Annotated in this window: 9 protein-coding genes, 11 tRNA genes, 6 rRNA genes and 2 pseudogenes; 4 read left to right on the top strand and 24 right to left on the bottom strand. The window is 47.8% G+C overall.

Annotated features, from left to right (window positions below; translation table 11 throughout):
• Positions 1–3: 3 nt before the first annotated feature.
• The 6 genes from BBH88_RS00530 to BBH88_RS00505 all read right to left on the bottom strand — a co-directional run bounded on the left by BBH88_RS00530 (position 4) and on the right by BBH88_RS00505 (position 7,185).
• Positions 4–1,098 (bottom strand): PIN/TRAM domain-containing protein, encoded by a 1,095-nt coding sequence (locus BBH88_RS00530; protein ID WP_065536320.1) that lies wholly within the window; start codon positions 1,096–1,098, stop codon positions 4–6.
• Between the two features lie 92 nt (positions 1,099–1,190).
• Positions 1,191–2,567: a DNA repair protein RadA gene (gene radA, locus BBH88_RS00525; protein WP_006828893.1), complete on the bottom strand. Its 1,377-nt coding sequence runs from the start codon at positions 2,565–2,567 to the stop codon at positions 1,191–1,193.
• A gap of 64 nt (positions 2,568–2,631) precedes the next feature.
• Entirely contained in the window at positions 2,632–5,091 is a 2,460-nt protein-coding gene (locus BBH88_RS00520) for an ATP-dependent Clp protease ATP-binding subunit (RefSeq protein ID WP_040851970.1), read from the bottom strand.
• On the bottom strand, positions 5,088–6,179 hold the full coding sequence (locus tag BBH88_RS00515) for a protein-arginine kinase McsB (RefSeq protein ID WP_006828891.1): 1,092 nt from the start codon (positions 6,177–6,179) through the stop codon (positions 5,088–5,090). The genes BBH88_RS00520 and BBH88_RS00515 overlap by 4 nt, the downstream gene beginning before the upstream one ends.
• Positions 6,169–6,702 (bottom strand): UvrB/UvrC motif-containing protein, encoded by a 534-nt coding sequence (locus BBH88_RS00510; RefSeq protein ID WP_006828890.1) that lies wholly within the window; start codon positions 6,700–6,702, stop codon positions 6,169–6,171. The genes BBH88_RS00515 and BBH88_RS00510 overlap by 11 nt, the downstream gene beginning before the upstream one ends.
• A gap of 12 nt (positions 6,703–6,714) precedes the next feature.
• A complete protein-coding gene (locus BBH88_RS00505) occupies positions 6,715–7,185 on the bottom strand; it encodes a CtsR family transcriptional regulator (protein ID WP_006828889.1) in 471 nt (156 codons plus the stop codon).
• A 248-nt stretch (positions 7,186–7,433) separates the two neighbouring features.
• On the opposite strand from BBH88_RS00505, the pseudogene BBH88_RS19515 reads away from it, so the two are divergent.
• The 4 genes and pseudogenes from BBH88_RS19515 to BBH88_RS00485 all read left to right on the top strand — a co-directional run.
• A pseudogene (locus tag BBH88_RS19515) lies at positions 7,434–8,450 on the top strand (IS3-like element ISBsp3 family transposase); the annotation flags it as partial.
• 175 nt (positions 8,451–8,625) lie between these two features.
• Positions 8,626–8,844: pseudogene (locus BBH88_RS19965) on the top strand (transposase); the annotation flags it as partial.
• Positions 8,841–9,035: a hypothetical protein gene (locus BBH88_RS18690; RefSeq protein ID WP_083387727.1), complete on the top strand. Its 195-nt coding sequence runs from the start codon at positions 8,841–8,843 to the stop codon at positions 9,033–9,035. The pseudogene BBH88_RS19965 and the gene BBH88_RS18690, both read left to right, overlap by 4 nt.
• 9 nt (positions 9,036–9,044) lie before the next feature.
• Positions 9,045–9,719: an IS3 family transposase gene (locus tag BBH88_RS00485; protein WP_154669105.1), complete on the top strand. Its 675-nt coding sequence runs from the start codon at positions 9,045–9,047 to the stop codon at positions 9,717–9,719.
• A gap of 67 nt (positions 9,720–9,786) precedes the next feature.
• On the opposite strand, the gene BBH88_RS00480 is transcribed toward BBH88_RS00485, so the two are convergent.
• The 18 genes from BBH88_RS00480 to BBH88_RS00395 form a co-directional block, all read right to left on the bottom strand.
• Entirely contained in the window at positions 9,787–10,032 is a 246-nt protein-coding gene (locus tag BBH88_RS00480) for a hypothetical protein (RefSeq protein WP_006828884.1), read from the bottom strand.
• Positions 10,033–10,173: 141 nt separating this feature from the next.
• Positions 10,174–10,289, bottom strand: a 5S ribosomal RNA gene (gene rrf / locus BBH88_RS00475).
• 139 nt (positions 10,290–10,428) lie between these two features.
• Positions 10,429–13,360, bottom strand: a 23S ribosomal RNA gene (locus tag BBH88_RS00470).
• A 200-nt stretch (positions 13,361–13,560) separates the two neighbouring features.
• A 16S ribosomal RNA gene (locus BBH88_RS00465) occupies positions 13,561–15,112 on the bottom strand.
• Positions 15,113–15,321: 209 nt separating this feature from the next.
• Positions 15,322–15,397 (bottom strand) — tRNA-Ala (locus BBH88_RS00460).
• Positions 15,398–15,403: 6 nt separating this feature from the next.
• A tRNA-Pro gene (locus BBH88_RS00455) sits at positions 15,404–15,480 on the bottom strand.
• Positions 15,481–15,505: 25 nt separating this feature from the next.
• Positions 15,506–15,582, bottom strand: a tRNA-Arg gene (locus tag BBH88_RS00450).
• Positions 15,583–15,611: 29 nt separating this feature from the next.
• A tRNA-Leu gene (locus BBH88_RS00445) sits at positions 15,612–15,700 on the bottom strand.
• Between the two features lie 30 nt (positions 15,701–15,730).
• Positions 15,731–15,805 (bottom strand) — tRNA-Gly (locus BBH88_RS00440).
• Between the two features lie 5 nt (positions 15,806–15,810).
• Positions 15,811–15,895, bottom strand: a tRNA-Leu gene (locus BBH88_RS00435).
• 21 nt (positions 15,896–15,916) lie between these two features.
• Positions 15,917–15,992 (bottom strand) — tRNA-Lys (locus BBH88_RS00430).
• An 11-nt stretch (positions 15,993–16,003) separates the two neighbouring features.
• Positions 16,004–16,079: transfer RNA gene (locus BBH88_RS00425), tRNA-Thr, on the bottom strand.
• A gap of 11 nt (positions 16,080–16,090) precedes the next feature.
• Positions 16,091–16,166, bottom strand: a tRNA-Val gene (locus BBH88_RS00420).
• A gap of 9 nt (positions 16,167–16,175) precedes the next feature.
• Positions 16,176–16,291 (bottom strand): 5S ribosomal RNA (rrf, locus tag BBH88_RS00415).
• Between the two features lie 139 nt (positions 16,292–16,430).
• Positions 16,431–19,362 (bottom strand): 23S ribosomal RNA (locus tag BBH88_RS00410).
• 123 nt (positions 19,363–19,485) lie between these two features.
• Positions 19,486–19,561 (bottom strand) — tRNA-Ala (locus BBH88_RS00405).
• 8 nt (positions 19,562–19,569) lie between these two features.
• Positions 19,570–19,646 (bottom strand) — tRNA-Ile (locus tag BBH88_RS00400).
• Between the two features lie 121 nt (positions 19,647–19,767).
• Positions 19,768–21,319 (bottom strand): 16S ribosomal RNA (locus BBH88_RS00395).
• Together the 16S, 23S and 5S rRNA genes with 11 tRNA genes alongside form the textbook arrangement of a ribosomal RNA operon.
• Positions 21,320–21,714: the final 395 nt, after the last annotated feature.

Below are 21,714 nucleotides of genomic sequence, written 5' to 3'. Positions count from 1 at the left end.
TTATCAATTTGTTGCAGTTTGTTTGCCCTCACGAGGCTTTGCAAAAATCATTCTCCCTGCAGAAGTCTGCAACACACTGGTTACTGTGACGTTGATCGCCTGTCCTATAAACCCTTTGCCGCCTTCAATAACAATCATCGTTCCATCATCTAAATAAGCTATACCCTGGTTTTGCTCTTTGCCATCTTTGATGACCACTACATGCATGTCTTCTCCTGGAATTACGACAGGTTTTACAGCATTTGCCAAGTCATTGATATTCAATACTGGAACATTATGAAGTTCACATACTTTATTAAGATTGAAATCATTGGTCACGACTTGGCCGCCCATTTTTTTTGCAGCGCGCATCAATTTCAAATCGACTTCGCTGACTTCATCAAAGTTTTCCTCCGTGATCATAATAGCGTCCACACGTTCACTTTGAAGTCTTTTTAAAATATCTAAACCGCGCCTGCCGCGTGTTCGTTTTAGCGTATCCGAAGAATCGGCGATATGCTGAAGCTCAGACAAGACAAATTGCGGCACCACGAAAGTACCCTCCATGAAACCAGTTGCTGAAATATCTGCGATCCGGCCATCAATTATGACACTGGTATCAAGTAATTTGTAGGAAGCTTTTTCGACCAGTTCTTCCGCTTCCGGCTTTTTCGCCGGTGCGAATTTAGCTGGTGTCAACATGGTCAATATTTCTTCACGCTTTTGAAACCCTACTTGAAACCCCAAATAGCCGAGTACTACAGAAAGCACTAATGGTGCCACTGTCGCAACTAGCAGAATATCAACCGTACTCAGTGCAAAACCAATCAGAAAAGCTACCACAAGACCAATAACCATTCCCACCGTCCCGAATAAAAGATCCGGCGTTGGAGTACGAAGCAATTTCTCTTCCATCCATTTAATAAAATGGATCAACGAATCTACAAATAATAAAGACAATAAGAAAAAAACAAGAGCACCAACAATTGCTGCTGCATAAGGATTACTGATCCATGGATTGTCAAGAAGGGGAATAAGTTCAAATGCAGATGGCAATAATAAAATTCCGATCGTCGCACCAATAAGCAAAAACATTATTTGAATGATAGGTCTTAACACGAGCTCCACCTCCTTTTTTAATTATACACATTTTAAAACTAGAACGCTCCAATGACTCTTGTTTAGAAATAAAAGGAGGCATAATCGCCTCCTTACTGTGGAAAAATCTCTTTTAATGCATCGTTAACACTTTCTACACCGACTACACGAATTCCTTCCGGATAATCCCAGCCACCTAAATTTGATGCAGGAATAATGGCACGCTTGAATCCAAGTTTAGCCGCTTCTTGAACTCGCTGTTCAATACGCGATACCCGTCTTACTTCACCAGTCAATCCAACTTCACCGATAATGCAGTCGTAAACGTTTGGAGCCTTGTCTCGGAAACTAGAAACAATACTCGCCAGCACAGCTAAATCGATGGCCGGCTCGTCGAGTTTTACGCCACCTGCGACTTTGATGTACGCGTCTTGCGCTTGCAGCAACATTCCCACTCGCTTTTCTAACACTGCCATTAATAGCGTGACACGATTGACGTCAATTCCTGTCGCCATACGTTTTGGATAATTAAAACTGGAAGGTGTCACCAATGCTTGGATCTCGACCAAAATCGGTCGCGTACCTTCCATTGATGCGACTACTGTTGAGCCTGCCGAACCGCTCGAACGCTCTTGCAAAAATAGTTCAGACGGGTTCAGCACTTCTTTCAATCCACCTTGAAGCATCTCAAAAATGGCAATTTCATTCGTTGAGCCAAAACGGTTTTTGACACTACGTAAAATCCGGTACGTATGATGACGTTCGCCTTCAAAATACAGCACCGTATCGACCATATGCTCCAAAATCCGCGGTCCTGCAATTTGACCTTCTTTTGTAACGTGGCCTACGAGGAAAATAGCAATATTCTTCGTTTTCGCAATCCGCATTAATTCTGCGGTACTTTCTCTCACCTGAGTCACACTGCCAGGTGCAGAAGTCACTTCGGGATGATGAACCGTCTGAATTGAATCGACAATCACAAAGTCAGGTGCTACATCTTCAATGGTGTGATGAATCAGTTCAAGATTCGTTTCTGCATAAATAAACAGTTCGGAAGACGACGCATCTAAACGTTCTGCGCGCAATTTAGTCTGTCGAATAGACTCTTCTCCGGAAATATATAATACCCGGTTTCCACTATTTGCAAGCATAGCTGAAACTTGTAAAAGTAATGTGGATTTCCCTATACCTGGGTCTCCCCCAATGAGCACTAGTGATCCAGGAACAATACCGCCGCCAAGAACACGATTCAATTCACTAAGTTCGGTTTCTACCCGTGGTTCATCCTGCGTTTCAATGGCATTAATCGGTGTCGCTTTTTGTGGAGCCGACACACTATGCTGAAAAGCACCACGAGTCCCTTTAGGAACAGCCACTTCTACTTCTTCAGTCATCGTATTCCATGATGCACAACCTGGACATTTCCCCATCCATCTAGCCGATTCATAGCCACATGACTGACAAATGAATTTTGTTTTTTTCTTGGCCATGTCTACCTCCTTAAATAGAAAAATCGCTCGCCGGAAACCATCTCCGGCGAGCGGAATGTTCTTATTATTTTTCTGCTGCCGCTTCTTTTGCTTTTTCTGTTTCATTGGTTCGAACAATGAATTCATTATCTTCTACATCGAAGATGATCTTTTGATCTGAAAGAGCCGTACCTTTTAAAAGCTCTTCTGACAAACGATCTTCTACGTGTTTTTGAAGTGAACGGCGAAGTGGTCGTGCTCCGTATTCTGGGTCATATCCTTCTTTCGCTACTTTTTCAAGCGCAGCTTCTGTTAACTCCAAATCGATATCCTGCTCTTTCAAGCGATCTACCAATTGTTTCGTCATCAAATTCACAATCTCCCTTAAGTTTTCTTTTTCAAGAGAATGGAAGACGATCATGTCATCAACACGGTTTAAGAACTCTGGGCGGAATGCTTTTTTCAATTCGGCAAGCATTTTGCCTTTCATATCTTTATAGTCTGTTTTGGCATCATCTAAATTGAAACCAACATACTTATTGTATTTCAGCTCTTCTGCGCCGACGTTTGAAGTCATGATGATTACTGTATTGCGGAAGTCGACTCTGCGACCTTTTGAATCCGTCAAACGGCCATCTTCAAGAACTTGCAAAAGAATATTAAAGACGTCAGGGTGAGCTTTTTCAATTTCGTCAAGTAGTATTACCGAATAGGGTTTTCTACGAACTTTCTCAGTCAACTGTCCGCCTTCTTCGTAACCTACGTACCCTGGAGGAGAACCGACTAAACGAGAAGTCGAATGTCTTTCCATGTACTCAGACATGTCAATGCGAATCATCGCATCTTCATCACCAAACATAGACTCAGCTAAGGCTCGCGCTAGTTCCGTTTTACCGACACCTGTTGGTCCAAGGAAAATGAATGATCCGATTGGACGTTTTGGATCTTTCAATCCAGCACGCGCACGTCGAATAGCTTTAGAAATTGATGTTACAGCTTCATCCTGACCAATGACCCGATTATGAAGAATCGCTTCCAAATTCAACAACTTATCAGACTCTGTTTGTGCCAACTTTGAAACCGGAATGCCAGTCCACATGGACACGACTTTCGCGATATCTTCCACAGTTACTTCAGACTCTTCTTTTCCTTGCTTTTCTTTCCATTCTTTTTTCGTTTTATCTAATTGGTTTTGTAGCTTCTGTTCTGCATCACGAAGCGAAGCCGCTTTTTCAAACTCCTGGCTTTGTACTGCTTCATTTTTCTCAGAACGCGCTGCTTCTAATCGCGATTCCAACTCTTTCAAATCCGGTGGAATCGTGTAAGAGCGAAGTCTTACTTTTGATCCCGCTTCATCAATCAAGTCAATCGCTTTATCCGGCAAGAAACGATCAGAAATGTAACGGTCCGACATTTTAGCCGCTGCTTCGATGGCTTCATCTGTAATTTTCACACGGTGATGCGCTTCGTAACGATCACGCAGGCCACGGATAATTTGAATTGATTCTTCCACTGAAGGCTCATCTACTTGAATCGGTTGGAAACGACGTTCAAGAGCCGCATCTTTTTCAATATATTTGCGGTACTCGTCTAAAGTCGTAGCACCGATACATTGAAGCTCTCCGCGTGACAAGGAAGGTTTCAAGATATTAGAGGCATCAATCGCACCTTCTGCCCCACCTGCACCGATTAACGTATGAAGCTCATCGATGAACAGGATAACATTACCCGCTTGACGAATTTCATCCATCACTTTTTTCAAACGATCTTCAAATTCCCCGCGGTATTTTGTTCCGGCAACTACAGTACCCATATCTAAAACCATGACACGTTTGTCGCGTAAAGTTTCAGGAATTTCATTATTAACGATCTGCTGAGCCAATCCTTCAGCAATCGCTGTTTTACCGACACCTGGCTCTCCGATTAAAACAGGGTTATTTTTCGTTCTACGGCTCAACACTTCAATCACTCGTGTGATTTCGTCACTTCTGCCAATAACAGGATCCAAACCGCCTTCACGGGCCACTTGAGTCAAATCCCGGGCCAATCCATCTAAAGTTGGTGTGTTTGCCGAAGCATTCGGGCTAGTACCTGTAGACGCCTGTTCATTGCTACCTAGAAGCTGCAACACTTGCTGACGCGCCTTATTTAAGCTAACACCCGCATTTCCTAACACACGAGCTGCAACGCCTTCTCCTTCACGAATAAGCGCTAATAACAAATGCTCTGTACCTATATAAGAGTGACCCAGTTTACGGGACTCATCAACTGACAACTCGATAACTTTTTTCGCTCTTGGCGTATAATGGACGATCGGACCGACATCTTTTTCGCCGACACCAACCAATTCCTTCACACCTTCTTCGATCAACTGTGTATTCACTTCTATCGCTTCAAGAGCTTTAGCGGCAATACCGCCACCCTCACGAATCAAACCAAGAAGAATATGTTCTGTACCGATTGATTCATGCTTCATACGAATGGCCTCTTCTTGAGCTAATTGAAGAACTTTTTGTGCGCGTTGTGTAAATCGATTAAACATCATGCAAGATCCTCTCCTTCACTATTTATCTCTTTTTTATTCAATCGCTCTCGGAACAATTTCGCCCGGGCAAAATCACGTTCTTTCGGCTGTAACGGGTTATCTGCATATTGCTGCAGAAATGCCGGCTGCATAAAAATCATTAATTCATTCAAGATCGACATATCCATATCTTGAATCATCTTTAAATCAATACCCAATCGAACGTCTGACAAACAAGTCGCAGCTTCTTCCGTAGTCAACAGTCTCGAATGGGTAAGAACGCCAAGCGAACGGCACACACGATCCTCCAACGTTGACGGTGAATTTAACAAAATTGCTTCACGCGCCTTACGCTCTTGCTGGATAATCTGTTCTGTCATATTCTCCAAATCTTGGAGAATTTCATATTCTGACTTACCCAGCGTCAATTGATTGGAGATTTGGTAGACATTTCCCAAGGCTTGACTGCCTTCACCATAAATACCGCGAACTACCATGCCAAGTCTAGAAATCGCCGGTATTAGCCGCTGGATTTGATGTGACATAGTCAAAGCCGGTAAATGAAGCATAACCGATGCTCTCATCCCCGTCCCGACGTTAGTGGGACAGCTGGTCAAGTAGCCATACTTCTCATGAAAGGCATAAGATAAATTCTTCTCTAAAAAGGTATCCAGCTCATTAGCTATTTTATAAGCATTTTGAAGATGAAAACCTGATTGCAGGCTTTGAATCCTCAAATGATCCTCTTCATTGACCATAATACTCAACTCTTCATTCTGAGACAATAAAACAGAACCGGAATGTTGGGTCTTAGCGAGATAAGGGCTGATTAAATGCTTTTCTATCAATACTTCTTTTTGCAGCTGGGCAAGTTCATCGATACTGATATGGCTAAAAGTATAATCTAACTCACTGCCTTTATCTAACAATACAGAAGAGATTTCTTTATCCACTTTGAGTGCCTCATCTTCTGTAAAAGAATAGGGAAACTTGAAATCAGTTAGATTTCTCGCTAATCGAATTCTAGTACTCATTGCAATATCTACATTCTCACCATTGTTGGCCATCCAGCTGCTTGCTCGAGGTTGGAGAAACCGTTCAACTGCCATTTAGAGCACCTCCCTCAAGCTTTGAACTTAACATTTTCACTTCATCTCTTAATCTGGCAGCTTCTTCAAAGTGTTCTCCCTGAATCGATACCTGCATCTGCTTACGAAGTTCTTCAATTTCTTTTTTTATTTTTAATGTTGTGCCATAAGAAGCTGGAATTTTACCAGTATGTTCTGTATTCCCATTATGGAACCGTTTAAATATTTCATTGAGTTGGGATGAAAATTCATCATAACAAGAAGGGCATCCGAATTTACCTAACTGCAAAAAATTTGAGAAAGTAAAATCACAGGAAGGACAAGTAGTTATTTCCTTTCTTATTGGGTTGATGGATGCTTTCGAAATAGGAAACCAATTTGATAATAACTGATGAATAGCTAATGGATCCTTTTCAAAAACAATATTAATGCTCTGGTTTTCAGCAGCACAGATATCGCATAAATGTAGCTCTGTTATCTGTCCATGTTGCTGTTGTTTAACCATTACTGATGCATAACGTTCTGCGCACTGATCGCAAATCATCTTTTCACCTCTTTATGTGTTCGACTGATATTTTATTGTAAAGAGCATTGCAATAAGAATACGCGCCCGAACTTCGTCACGCGTCGGAAGAGATAAAAGCAGCGTCGCGCGATCTACAGCACTGAGAATCAGCTTTGCTTCTCGTTTAGAAATAATTTCTTCATCCAGTAGTCTGAAAATAATATCCTCCGCCATTACCTGAGTCGCACCGTGCTCTAAGCGCTGAATAACTTCGGCTATAACATCTGACTTTTGATGAAGCCGAATTCTTTTAATACGAATATATCCACCACCGCCGCGTTTACTTTCTACAGTGTATCCACGGTCAACAGTGAAACGAGTGTTAATAACATAATTTATTTGAGACGGCACGCATTGAAATTTTTCAGCTACTTCGCTGCGTTTAATTTCAATATGATCTCTCTCGCTTAATTCGATAACTTGCTTCAAATAACCTTCTATTACATCCGAAATATTCCGCATCGCCTTCACCTCTTCGATACATAATATGCCAAAGCTGACTTTGACTATATTTGACTTAATTATACACCAAGTTTTTTACAGATATCAAATAGTACGTATCGAAAGTTTTCATCAATAAAAAAGTCTTAGAGCTGATGAACTGAACCCCAAATGGTAGACACTTTTAAAAAAAGTGACCCATTTGGGGGTTTTTCTGTTTTCAGACCCCGGTATACTAAATTTAGCTAACTTGGACGAGAGAAGATCAGATGAGTAAAGTCATTTTCAACGAACACCAACATCGGACTTTGGAGGCGAACCAAAATGTTGCTTCCGTATCCGATCAGACGATTCAGTACACGCTTGAATTCAAAATTCATGCCGTGAAGGAGAACTTGGCAGGCAAAGACCCTTCCCAGATTTTTGCGAAGGTGGGTTTGATTTAATTGTTATCGGATCTCAAAAAGCGCAATCTTCTCTCGAGCGGTGGCGGAAAGCCTTCAAGCTACACGGAGAAGACGGCTTCTTCGAAGAGCGCCGCGGAAAAGGCAGTACGGGGTCGCCCTTCTACGAAAGATCTCTCAGCTGAGAAAAAGCTGAAAAAAGCGGAAGCGCACATCAAATACCTGGATGCGGAAAATGAGTTGCTAAAAACGCTCGAGGAGCTCGAAAGGCAGGTGAAGAAGTGCAGCTGACCCTGGCTGAAAAATACGAAGTGATCAACGCGGTGGTCCGAAAATTTCAACTGAAAAATTTGGTGGGTACACTTTGCCGAACGGCCCAGGTCAGTCAAAGTGGCTATTACGCCTGGCTGAAGAAGACGGAACAACACGCCATTCGCGAAGAACAAGACTACCTAGATTACCTGCTGCTCATCGTGGGAAAATCGGCTATCGCACCTTTTATATGGTACTCGTGGAACTGTTGGAAACGCCGATGAACCATAAGAAGATTATGCGCCTCATGCGCAAATTCAACCTCTTCGCCAAAATCCGGAGAGCGAATTCCTATAAGCAACTGGCCAAGGCACACAAGAACATGCCGTCTGTCTCAACCTGTTGAACCGGCAGTTCGATCAAGATGAACTCGGTAATGTATTCGTTACGGATATCGCGTTCTTGCCAAACCGTTCGGGGCAGATGGCGTATCTTTCCCACCGTGAAAGATGTCGCCCCCGTGAAATCGCCTCCTATGAAGTCACGACCACTCTCACGATGGAAATTGTATATCGTACGTTAAAGAAACTAAGGGAAGCGTTGGATGGAAATGTTCATCTGGAAGTGGTCGACCCCCTTATAATGGACGCTCAAGGTGTTACACTTATGCCATCAATAGATTTCTAAAGGGGGGATTTTCATGAGCACTCACAAGAAAAATATAAAGTGTCAAAATACATTTGATGAAAAACTCTACGCTGTCCTGGAAGTCCTGTAAAAGAAACGGTTTAACCAAGACGTTGCGGAAGAAATGAACATCCATCCGAATTCGCTGTCGAACTGGCTTAGACAATACCGGAACTATGGAAAAAAGAGGCTTGAGTCTAATTATGATAAGACGGATGTTTCTGAACATAGCGATGAAATCAAACGCTTGAGAGAAATCGAGAAGAAATATATTGAGCAACGGGATCACATTGAAATCCTAAAAAAGTTCCAGGCCTTTCTCAAGGAGAGCGAATGAGCAAATGGTATGAAGCCGTGTCATTACTGAGAAAGGATTATCCCGTAGAGCTGGTTTGTAAAGCGCTAGAAGTATCCGCAAGTGGGTATTATGCCCATATTAAACGTCCCGAAAAGGCGATGACTGACCGCGATGAGAAAGATATGAAAGCGATCCAGAAAGTATACGACAAGAGTGAAGGCACTTATTGAGCGAAGCATATTTCCGGCGAACTGAAAGCCGCTGGCCACGTCATCAATCATAAGCGGGTCCGCCGTCTGATGGGTGAAATGAATCTAAAATCAAAAATCCGTGCCGTCAAATCAACACATGTCAAAAAAGAACAAAGTGCCGGCTATGTTTATCCAAACCTGTTGAACCAAGATTTTAACGCGGAACTCGCCAACCGCAAATGGGTGACCGATCTCTCCGAATTGACGGTAAAAGAGGTGAAATTCTTTATATCTGCCATCATTGACATACATAACCGCGAAGTCATTGGCTTCGCCATCAGTACGCATCCCAATGCCGATTTGGTGGACGGGACGGTCCGGCAGGCAATGAAGGCAAGAGGCCTTACGGACTTGAAGCAAGCGGTCCTGCATTCGGATCAAGGTAGCGTCTATTCTTCCATGCGGCATCACCGATTAGCGGAAGAGCTTAGTTTCATCCCGAGCATGTCCCGAAAAGCGAATTGTTGGGATAATGCCGTAATCGAGAGTTTCTTCTCGCATTTAAAAACAGAGTTTCCGCATTTATTCCCGGTCGATTCAGCCGGTCAGGTGATCGAAGACCTACCGAAATTCATTGCTTATTTTAACGAAGAACGCGGTCAAAAAAGACTGGGTTATTTGACGCCAGCCGCTTATTTGAAAGTGGAGAAAATAGCAAGCTGATACACAATTAGCTGGTGTCTATTAAAGAGGGACTTGACCAATAAATTCACTTAAAGACTTTTTTAATTTATTCCTGATCTAATATTCTTTTTACAAAATCTTTAGTATGACTTGATACTGACTCTGTTTTTTCTTCTATATATTTTGTCTTCCACTCTACTCCTTCTTGCCAAATTTCTACTACATCTCCTACAGAGACGTTATGCGTAAAATCAGTTAATGGAAATGTATACTGCTGACCATTTTCTTCTAGGCCCTTTAATAATGCTGTTCTTTTATCAATAGCTTCTACTTTATATACGCCTGGTTTCATGAAAATCACCTCACTCTTGCTTTTCCCATTACATTACATCTTCAATCCTTATTTTTGTTTCTTTATAAATTTTGTTTTCGTCTTTTCATTTTCCCAAACAAACAAGCCGTTACCGGAATCGGTAACGACTTGTTTCAATGTGCCCAGCGACGTCTTACTCTCACAGGGGGAAACCCCCAACTACCATCAGCGCAAAAGAGCTTAACTGCCGTGTTCGGGATGGGAACGGGTGTGGCCTCTTTGCCATCATCACTGGACTATTTGGTTTTGAAAGACAAGATTGATTATACCAATCTCACAGGTTTTTACAAGCTTTTTCATAAAAAAACTTTTCCTTATTCTTTCAAAACTGGATAAACGACATTGACCCATTGAAATTCCTTCATGATACATTGTTTGGTTAAGTCCTCGATCGATTAGTATTCGTCAGCTGCACGTGTCGCCACGCTTCCACCTCGAACCTATCTACCTCATCGTCTTTGAGGGATCTTACTTGCTTGCGCAATGGGAAATCTCATCTTGAGGGGGGCTTCGTGCTTAGATGCTTTCAGCACTTATCCCGGCCACACATAGCTACCCAGCGATGCCCTTGGCAGAACAACTGGTACACCAGCGGTGTGTCCATCCCGGTCCTCTCGTACTAAGGACAGCTCCTCTCAAATTTCCTGCGCCCGCGACGGATAGGGACCGAACTGTCTCACGACGTTCTGAACCCAGCTCGCGTACCGCTTTAATGGGCGAACAGCCCAACCCTTGGGACCGACTACAGCCCCAGGATGCGATGAGCCGACATCGAGGTGCCAAACCTCCCCGTCGATGTGGACTCTTGGGGGAGATAAGCCTGTTATCCCCGGGGTAGCTTTTATCCGTTGAGCGATGGCCCTTCCATGCGGAACCACCGGATCACTAAGCCCGTCTTTCGACCCTGCTCGACCTGTACGTCTCGCAGTCAAGCTCCCTTCTGCCTTTACACTCTGCGAATGATTTCCAACCATTCTGAGGGAACCTTTGGGCGCCTCCGTTACTCTTTAGGAGGCGACCGCCCCAGTCAAACTGCCCGCCTGACACTGTCTCCCATCCCGATCAGGGATGTGGGTTAGAATTTCAATACAACCAGGGTAGTATCCCACCGACGCCTCCTCCGAAGCTGGCGCTCCGGGCTCTAAGGCTCCTACCTATCCTGTACAAGTTGCACCAAAATTCAATATCAGGCTACAGTAAAGCTCCACGGGGTCTTTCCGTCCTGTCGCGGGTAACCTGCATCTTCACAGGTACTATAATTTCACCGAGTCTCTCGTTGAGACAGTGCCCAGATCGTTACGCCTTTCGTGCGGGTCGGAACTTACCCGACAAGGAATTTCGCTACCTTAGGACCGTTATAGTTACGGCCGCCGTTTACTGGGGCTTCAGTTCGCACCTTCGCTTGCGCTAAGCACTCCCCTTAACCTTCCAGCACCGGGCAGGCGTCAGCCCCTATACGTCACCTTACGGTTTTGCAGAGACCTGTGTTTTTGCTAAACAGTCGCCTGGGCCTATTCACTGCGGCTCTCTCGGGCTATTCACCCTACCAGAGCACCCCTTCTCCCGAAGTTACGGGGTCATTTTGCCGAGTTCCTTAACGAGAGTTCACTCGCTCACCTTAGAATTCTCTTCTCGCCTACCTGTGTCGGTTTGCGGTACGGGCACCTCCCGCCTCGCTAGAGGCTTTTCTTGGCAGTGTGAAATCAGGGACTCTGAGGTAAACCTCTTGCCATCACAGCTCAACGTATCAGGAATGGGATTTGCCTCATTCCACGCCTCACTGCTTGGACGTGCACAACCAACGGCACGCTCTCCTTATCCTTCTGCGTCCCCCCATTGCTCAAACGGCGGGGAGGTGGTACAGGAATATCAACCTGTTGTCCATCGTCTACGCCTATCGGCCTCGACTTAGGTCCCGACTAACCCTGAGCGGACGAGCCTTCCTCAGGAAACCTTAGGCATTCGGTGGACGGGATTCTCACCCGTCTTTCGTTACTCATACCGGCATTCTCACTTCTAAGCGCTCCACCAGTCCTTCCGGTCTGACTTCAACGCCCTTAGAACGCTCTCCTACCACGGATCTCCGAAGAGATCCATCCACAGCTTCGGTAATCCGTTTAGCCCCGGTACATTTTCGGCGCAGTGTCACTCGACCAGTGAGCTATTACGCACTCTTTAAATGATGGCTGCTTCTAAGCCAACATCCTGGTTGTCTAAGCAACGCCACATCCTTTTCCACTTAACGGATATTTGGGGACCTTAGCTGGTGGTCTGGGCTGTTTCCCTCTTGACTACGGATCTTATCACTCGCAGTCTGACTCCCAAGCATAAATCACTGGCATTCGGAGTTTGTCTGAATTCGGTAACCCGGGATGGGCCCCTAGTCCAAACAGTGCTCTACCTCCAGGATTCTCTATCTTGAGGCTAGCCCTAAAGCTATTTCGGAGAGAACCAGCTATCTCCAGGTTCGATTGGAATTTCTCCGCTACCCACACCTCATCCCCGCACTTTTCAACGTGCGTGGGTTCGGGCCTCCAGTAAGTGTTACCTTACCTTCACCCTGGACATGGGTAGATCACCTGGTTTCGGGTCTACAACTGCATACTCTGTCGCCCTATTCAGACTCGCTTTCGCTGCGGCTCCGCCTTCTCAGCTTAACCTTGCATGCAATCGTAACTCGCCGGTTCATTCTACAAAAGGCACGCCATCACCCATTAACGGGCTTTGACTACTTGTAGGCACACGGTTTCAGGATCTATTTCACTCCCCTTCCGGGGTGCTTTTCACCTTTCCCTCACGGTACTGGTTCACTATCGGTCACTAGGAAGTATTTAGCCTTGGGAGATGGTCCTCCCGGATTCCGACGGAATTTCACGTGTTCCGCCGTACTCAGGATCCACTCTGGAGAGGCAGGGTTTTCGGCTACGGGGCTATTACCCGCTGTGGCGGACCGTTCCAGGTCGCTTCGCCTAATCCTGCCTTTTGTAACTCCGTATAGAGTGTCCTACAACCCCAAGAGGCAAGCCTCTTGGTTTGGGCTGATCCCGTTTCGCTCGCCGCTACTCAGGGAATCGCATTTGCTTTCTCTTCCTCCAGGTACTTAGATGTTTCAGTTCCCTGGGTCTGCCTTCTCATGTGCTATCAATTCACACATGGATACTGCCCAATTAAAGGCAGCGGGTTCCCCCATTCGGAAATCTCCGGATCACAGCTCACTTACAGCTCCCCGAAGCATATCGGTGTTAGTGCCGTCCTTCTTCGGCTCCTAGTGCCAAGGCATCCACCGTGCGCCCTTTCTAACTTAACCAATGGTTAATTAAAAAGTTGTGGCACCAAGTGCCAAGCGTACATGAATTGCTTCATTTTTGTTTCAATGTCATTTTATCCAGTTTTCAAAGAACAAGATTGAAAGTCACAAAAAAAGGCGTTGCCGCCTGAAGGTGAACCTTCAAAACTGAACGCAAAACGTCAACCCCGAGAAAACCTCGGTTCCGAATTTATCCTTAGAAAGGAGGTGATCCAGCCGCACCTTCCGATACGGCTACCTTGTTACGACTTCACCCCAATCATCCGTCCCACCTTCGGCGGCTGGCTCCACAAGGGTTACCTCACCGACTTCGGGTGTTACAAACTCTCGTGGTGTGACGGGCGGTGTGTACAAGGCCCGGGAACGTATTCACCGTGGCATGCTGATCCACGATTACTAGCGATTCCGGCTTCATGCAGGCGAGTTGCAGCCTGCAATCCGAACTGAGAACGGTTTTCTGGGATTGGCTTGCCCTCGCGGGGTTGCAGCCCTTTGTACCGTCCATTGTAGCACGTGTGTAGCCCAGGTCATAAGGGGCATGATGATTTGACGTCATCCCCACCTTCCTCCGGTTTGTCACCGGCAGTCACCTTAGAGTGCCCAACTAAATGCTGGCAACTAAGATCAAGGGTTGCGCTCGTTGCGGGACTTAACCCAACATCTCACGACACGAGCTGACGACAACCATGCACCACCTGTCACCGCTGTCCCCGAAGGGAAAGGCGTATCTCTACACCGGGCAGCGGGATGTCAAGACCTGGTAAGGTTCTTCGCGTTGCTTCGAATTAAACCACATGCTCCACCGCTTGTGCGGGCCCCCGTCAATTCCTTTGAGTTTCAGCCTTGCGGCCGTACTCCCCAGGCGGAGTGCTTAATGCGTTAGCTGCAGCACTAAGGGGCGGAAACCCCCTAACACTTAGCACTCATCGTTTACGGCGTGGACTACCAGGGTATCTAATCCTGTTTGCTCCCCACGCTTTCGCGCCTCAGCGTCAGTTACAGACCAGAAAGTCGCCTTCGCCACTGGTGTTCCTCCACATCTCTACGCATTTCACCGCTACACATGGAATTCCACTTTCCTCTTCTGCACTCAAGTTCTCCAGTTTCCAATGACCCTCCACGGTTGAGCCGTGGGCTTTCACATCAGACTTAAAGAACCGCCTGCGCGCGCTTTACGCCCAATAATTCCGGACAACGCTTGCCACCTACGTATTACCGCGGCTGCTGGCACGTAGTTAGCCGTGGCTTTCTGGTGAGGTACCGTCAAGGTACCAGTAGTTAGTTGGTACTTGTTCTTCCCTCACAACAGAGTTTTACGATCCGAAAACCTTCGTCACTCACGCGGCGTTGCTCCGTCAGACTTTCGTCCATTGCGGAAGATTCCCTACTGCTGCCTCCCGTAGGAGTCTGGGCCGTGTCTCAGTCCCAGTGTGGCCGATCACCCTCTCAGGTCGGCTACGCATCGTCGCCTTGGTAGGCCATTACCCCACCAACTAGCTAATGCGCCGCGGGCCCATCCTGCAGTGACAGCGAGATGCCGTCTTTCCGTGCCGCCTCAGGAGAGGCGACAAACTATTCGGTATTAGCACCGGTTTCCCGGAGTTATCCCGATCTGCAGGGCAGGTTGCCCACGTGTTACTCACCCGTCCGCCGCTAAACCAGAAGGAGCAAGCTCCTCTGGTTCCGCTCGACTTGCATGTATTAGGCACGCCGCCAGCGTTCGTCCTGAGCCAGGATCAAACTCTCCATTATAGAGAACATTTGACTGCTCTAGTTGTTGCTGGCACCATCCGAAGATGGCTTGATCTGCACAAAGCTGATCAGTAAGTTGTAGTCACGAACACCGAGTAGATGAACAACTCTGCTCCAATTGCCGGTGGCAACCTTCGCAAAAGTCGTGCTCGTGACGTCTTTCGTTGACGTTTTGCTGTTCAGTTTTCAAGGTTCAATATTTTTAAAAATGGTGGAGCCTAGCGGGATCGAACCGCTGACCTCCTGCGTGCAAGGCAGGCGCTCTCCCAGCTGAGCTAAGGCCCCATTGTTTGGTCGGGAAGACAGGATTCGAACCTGCGACCCCTTGGTCCCAAACCAAGTGCTCTACCAAGCTGAGCTACTTCCCGAACTGAGTTGCTGAGTGTAAAAATATGGTGCGCCCGAGAGGACTCGAACCTCTAACCGCTTGATTCGTAGTCAAGTACTCTATCCAATTGAGCTACGGGCGCATATAAGGGATTCATCTGGTTTGCATAAATGGTGCCGAGGACCGGAATCGAACCGGTACGGTAGTCACCTACCGCAGGATTTTAAGTCCTGTGCGTCTGCCAGTTCCGCCACCCCGGCTAAGGGTCGGTATAATGTGCAAAAAAAATATGGAGCGGAAGACGAGGTTCGAACTCGCGACCTCCACCTTGGCAAGGTGGCGTTCTACCACTGAACTACTTCCGCAAAAATGGTGCGGGTGAAGGGAGTCGAACCCCCACGCCCGAAGGCGCTAGATCCTAAGTCTAGTGCGTCTGCCAGTTCCGCCACACCCGCGTGGCAATGATTCAATTAAAATGGTGAGCCATGAAGGATTCGAACCTTCGACCCTCTGATTAAAAGTCAGATGCTCTACCAGCTGAGCTAATGGCTCATTTACGTGAGTGGTGCCGGAGAAAGGACTTGAACCCTCAACCTACTGATTACAAGTCAGTTGCTCTACCAGTTGAGCTACTCCGGCGAAAGAAAAAATGGTGGAGGATGACGGGATCGAACCGCCGACCCTCTGCTTGTAAGGCAGATGCTCTCCCAGCTGAGCTAATCCTCCGATAAGTATGCCCAGCGACGTCTTACTCTCACAGGGGGAAACCCCCAACTACCATCAGCGCAAAAGAGCTTAACTGCCGTGTTCGGGATGGGAACGGGTGTGGCCTCTTTGCCATCATCACTGGACTATTTGGTTTTGAAAGACAAGATTGATTATACCAATCTCACAGGTTTTTACAAGCTTTTTCATAAAAAAACTTTTCCTTATTCTTTCAAAACTGGATAAACGACATTGACCCATTGAAATTCCTTCATGATACATTGTTTGGTTAAGTCCTCGATCGATTAGTATTCGTCAGCTGCACGTGTCGCCACGCTTCCACCTCGAACCTATCTACCTCATCGTCTTTGAGGGATCTTACTTGCTTGCGCAATGGGAAATCTCATCTTGAGGGGGGCTTCGTGCTTAGATGCTTTCAGCACTTATCCCGGCCACACATAGCTACCCAGCGATGCCCTTGGCAGAACAACTGGTACACCAGCGGTGTGTCCATCCCGGTCCTCTCGTACTAAGGACAGCTCCTCTCAAATTTCCTGCGCCCGCGACGGATAGGGACCGAACTGTCTCACGACGTTCTGAACCCAGCTCGCGTACCGCTTTAATGGGCGAACAGCCCAACCCTTGGGACCGACTACAGCCCCAGGATGCGATGAGCCGACATCGAGGTGCCAAACCTCCCCGTCGATGTGGACTCTTGGGGGAGATAAGCCTGTTATCCCCGGGGTAGCTTTTATCCGTTGAGCGATGGCCCTTCCATGCGGAACCACCGGATCACTAAGCCCGTCTTTCGACCCTGCTCGACCTGTACGTCTCGCAGTCAAGCTCCCTTCTGCCTTTACACTCTGCGAATGATTTCCAACCATTCTGAGGGAACCTTTGGGCGCCTCCGTTACTCTTTAGGAGGCGACCGCCCCAGTCAAACTGCCCGCCTGACACTGTCTCCCATCCCGATCAGGGATGTGGGTTAGAATTTCAATACAACCAGGGTAGTATCCCACCGACGCCTCCTCCGAAGCTGGCGCTCCGGGCTCTAAGGCTCCTACCTATCCTGTACAAGTTGCACCAAAATTCAATATCAGGCTACAGTAAAGCTCCACGGGGTCTTTCCGTCCTGTCGCGGGTAACCTGCATCTTCACAGGTACTATAATTTCACCGAGTCTCTCGTTGAGACAGTGCCCAGATCGTTACGCCTTTCGTGCGGGTCGGAACTTACCCGACAAGGAATTTCGCTACCTTAGGACCGTTATAGTTACGGCCGCCGTTTACTGGGGCTTCAGTTCGCACCTTCGCTTGCGCTAAGCACTCCCCTTAACCTTCCAGCACCGGGCAGGCGTCAGCCCCTATACGTCACCTTACGGTTTTGCAGAGACCTGTGTTTTTGCTAAACAGTCGCCTGGGCCTATTCACTGCGGCTCTCTCGGGCTATTCACCCTACCAGAGCACCCCTTCTCCCGAAGTTACGGGGTCATTTTGCCGAGTTCCTTAACGAGAGTTCACTCGCTCACCTTAGAATTCTCTTCTCGCCTACCTGTGTCGGTTTGCGGTACGGGCACCTCCCGCCTCGCTAGAGGCTTTTCTTGGCAGTGTGAAATCAGGGACTCTGAGGTAAACCTCTTGCCATCACAGCTCAACGTATCAGGAATGGGATTTGCCTCATTCCACGCCTCACTGCTTGGACGTGCACAACCAACGGCACGCTCTCCTTATCCTTCTGCGTCCCCCCATTGCTCAAACGGCGGGGAGGTGGTACAGGAATATCAACCTGTTGTCCATCGTCTACGCCTATCGGCCTCGACTTAGGTCCCGACTAACCCTGAGCGGACGAGCCTTCCTCAGGAAACCTTAGGCATTCGGTGGACGGGATTCTCACCCGTCTTTCGTTACTCATACCGGCATTCTCACTTCTAAGCGCTCCACCAGTCCTTCCGGTCTGACTTCAACGCCCTTAGAACGCTCTCCTACCACGGATCTCCGAAGAGATCCATCCACAGCTTCGGTAATCCGTTTAGCCCCGGTACATTTTCGGCGCAGTGTCACTCGACCAGTGAGCTATTACGCACTCTTTAAATGATGGCTGCTTCTAAGCCAACATCCTGGTTGTCTAAGCAACGCCACATCCTTTTCCACTTAACGGATATTTGGGGACCTTAGCTGGTGGTCTGGGCTGTTTCCCTCTTGACTACGGATCTTATCACTCGCAGTCTGACTCCCAAGCATAAATCACTGGCATTCGGAGTTTGTCTGAATTCGGTAACCCGGGATGGGCCCCTAGTCCAAACAGTGCTCTACCTCCAGGATTCTCTATCTTGAGGCTAGCCCTAAAGCTATTTCGGAGAGAACCAGCTATCTCCAGGTTCGATTGGAATTTCTCCGCTACCCACACCTCATCCCCGCACTTTTCAACGTGCGTGGGTTCGGGCCTCCAGTAAGTGTTACCTTACCTTCACCCTGGACATGGGTAGATCACCTGGTTTCGGGTCTACAACTGCATACTCTGTCGCCCTATTCAGACTCGCTTTCGCTGCGGCTCCGCCTTCTCAGCTTAACCTTGCATGCAATCGTAACTCGCCGGTTCATTCTACAAAAGGCACGCCATCACCCATTAACGGGCTTTGACTACTTGTAGGCACACGGTTTCAGGATCTATTTCACTCCCCTTCCGGGGTGCTTTTCACCTTTCCCTCACGGTACTGGTTCACTATCGGTCACTAGGAAGTATTTAGCCTTGGGAGATGGTCCTCCCGGATTCCGACGGAATTTCACGTGTTCCGCCGTACTCAGGATCCACTCTGGAGGGGCAGGGTTTTCGGCTACGGGGCTATTACCCGCTGTGGCGGACCGTTCCAGGTCGCTTCGCCTAATCCTGCCTTTTGTAACTCCGTATAGAGTGTCCTACAACCCCAAGAGGCAAGCCTCTTGGTTTGGGCTGATCCCGTTTCGCTCGCCGCTACTCAGGGAATCGCATTTGCTTTCTCTTCCTCCAGGTACTTAGATGTTTCAGTTCCCTGGGTCTGCCTTCTCATGTGCTATCAATTCACACATGGATACTGCCCAATTAAAGGCAGTGGGTTCCCCCATTCGGAAATCTCCGGATCACAGCTCACTTACAGCTCCCCGAAGCATATCGGTGTTAGTGCCGTCCTTCTTCGGCTCCTAGTGCCAAGGCATCCACCGTGCGCCCTTTCTAACTTAACCAATGGTTAATTAAAAAGTTGTGGCACCAAGTGCCACGCGTACATGAATTGCTTCATTTTTGTTTCAATGTCGTTTTATCCAGTTTTCAAAGAACAAGGTTCTCGCTTTCGCTTACAAAATGAGTGGTGGAGCCTAGCGGGATCGAACCGCTGACCTCCTGCGTGCAAGGCAGGCGCTCTCCCAGCTGAGCTAAGGCCCCAAGAAGAATGGTGGGCCTAAATGGACTCGAACCATCGACCTCACGCTTATCAGGCGTGCGCTCTAACCAGCTGAGCTATAGGCCCTCTTGAGTATAAGTATAGTGCTAATAGAAGATCAGTTCAGTGTCTCCACTGAAGGTGAACCTTCAAAACTGAACGCAAAACGTCAACCCCGAGAAAACCTCGGTTCCGAATTTATCCTTAGAAAGGAGGTGATCCAGCCGCACCTTCCGATACGGCTACCTTGTTACGACTTCACCCCAATCATCCGTCCCACCTTCGGCGGCTGGCTCCACAAGGGTTACCTCACCGACTTCGGGTGTTACAAACTCTCGTGGTGTGACGGGCGGTGTGTACAAGGCCCGGGAACGTATTCACCGTGGCATGCTGATCCACGATTACTAGCGATTCCGGCTTCATGCAGGCGAGTTGCAGCCTGCAATCCGAACTGAGAACGGTTTTCTGGGATTGGCTTGCCCTCGCGGGGTTGCAGCCCTTTGTACCGTCCATTGTAGCACGTGTGTAGCCCAGGTCATAAGGGGCATGATGATTTGACGTCATCCCCACCTTCCTCCGGTTTGTCACCGGCAGTCACCTTAGAGTGCCCAACTAAATGCTGGCAACTAAGATCAAGGGTTGCGCTCGTTGCGGGACTTAACCCAACATCTCACGACACGAGCTGACGACAACCATGCACCACCTGTCACCGCTGTCCCCGAAGGGAAAGGCGTATCTCTACACCGGGCAGCGGGATGTCAAGACCTGGTAAGGTTCTTCGCGTTGCTTCGAATTAAACCACATGCTCCACCGCTTGTGCGGGCCCCCGTCAATTCCTTTGAGTTTCAGCCTTGCGGCCGTACTCCCCAGGCGGAGTGCTTAATGCGTTAGCTGCAGCACTAAGGGGCGGAAACCCCCTAACACTTAGCACTCATCGTTTACGGCGTGGACTACCAGGGTATCTAATCCTGTTTGCTCCCCACGCTTTCGCGCCTCAGCGTCAGTTACAGACCAGAAAGTCGCCTTCGCCACTGGTGTTCCTCCACATCTCTACGCATTTCACCGCTACACATGGAATTCCACTTTCCTCTTCTGCACTCAAGTTCTCCAGTTTCCAATGACCCTCCACGGTTGAGCCGTGGGCTTTCACATCAGACTTAAAGAACCGCCTGCGCGCGCTTTACGCCCAATAATTCCGGACAACGCTTGCCACCTACGTATTACCGCGGCTGCTGGCACGTAGTTAGCCGTGGCTTTCTGGTGAGGTACCGTCAAGGTACCAGTAGTTAATTGGTACTTGTTCTTCCCTCACAACAGAGTTTTACGATCCGAAAACCTTCGTCACTCACGCGGCGTTGCTCCGTCAGACTTTCGTCCATTGCGGAAGATTCCCTACTGCTGCCTCCCGTAGGAGTCTGGGCCGTGTCTCAGTCCCAGTGTGGCCGATCACCCTCTCAGGTCGGCTACGCATCGTCGCCTTGGTAGGCCATTACCCCACCAACTAGCTAATGCGCCGCGGGCCCATCCTGCAGTGACAGCGAGATGCCGTCTTTCCGTGCCGCCTCAGGAGAGGCGACAAACTATTCGGTATTAGCACCGGTTTCCCGGAGTTATCCCGATCTGCAGGGCAGGTTGCCCACGTGTTACTCACCCGTCCGCCGCTAAACCAGAAGGAGCAAGCTCCTCTGGTTCCGCTCGACTTGCATGTATTAGGCACGCCGCCAGCGTTCGTCCTGAGCCAGGATCAAACTCTCCATTATAGAGAACATTTGACTGCTCTAGTTGTTGCTGGCACCATCCGAAGATGGCTTGATCTGCACAAAGCTGATCAGTAAGTTGTAGTCACGAACATCTAGTAGATGAACAACTCTGCTCCAATTGCCGGTGGCAACCTTCGCAAAAGCCGTTCTCGCACCGAAGTGCTCGTGACGTCTTTCGTTGACGTTTTGCTGTTCAGTTTTCAAGGTTCAAGTTGTTGTGCTGTTGTCTACGACAGCGACTTTTCAATACTACCAGCTTATTTTTAGAAAGTCAATAATTATTTCTCTTTATTCTTCTCCGCATATTTTATTATGAAAAACGCGACAAGAAATAGTATAGCACCTTCCCAAAATAGATACAAGATATTTTAATAAAAAAGACCGTTTTAAAGAGC

The sequence above is a fragment of the Planococcus antarcticus DSM 14505 genome (genome assembly GCF_001687565.2).
Taxonomy (GTDB): domain Bacteria; phylum Bacillota; class Bacilli; order Bacillales_A; family Planococcaceae; genus Planococcus; species Planococcus antarcticus.
Note: the sequence above shows the minus strand (reverse complement) of the source record. Positions and strands in the feature narration are given on the sequence as shown.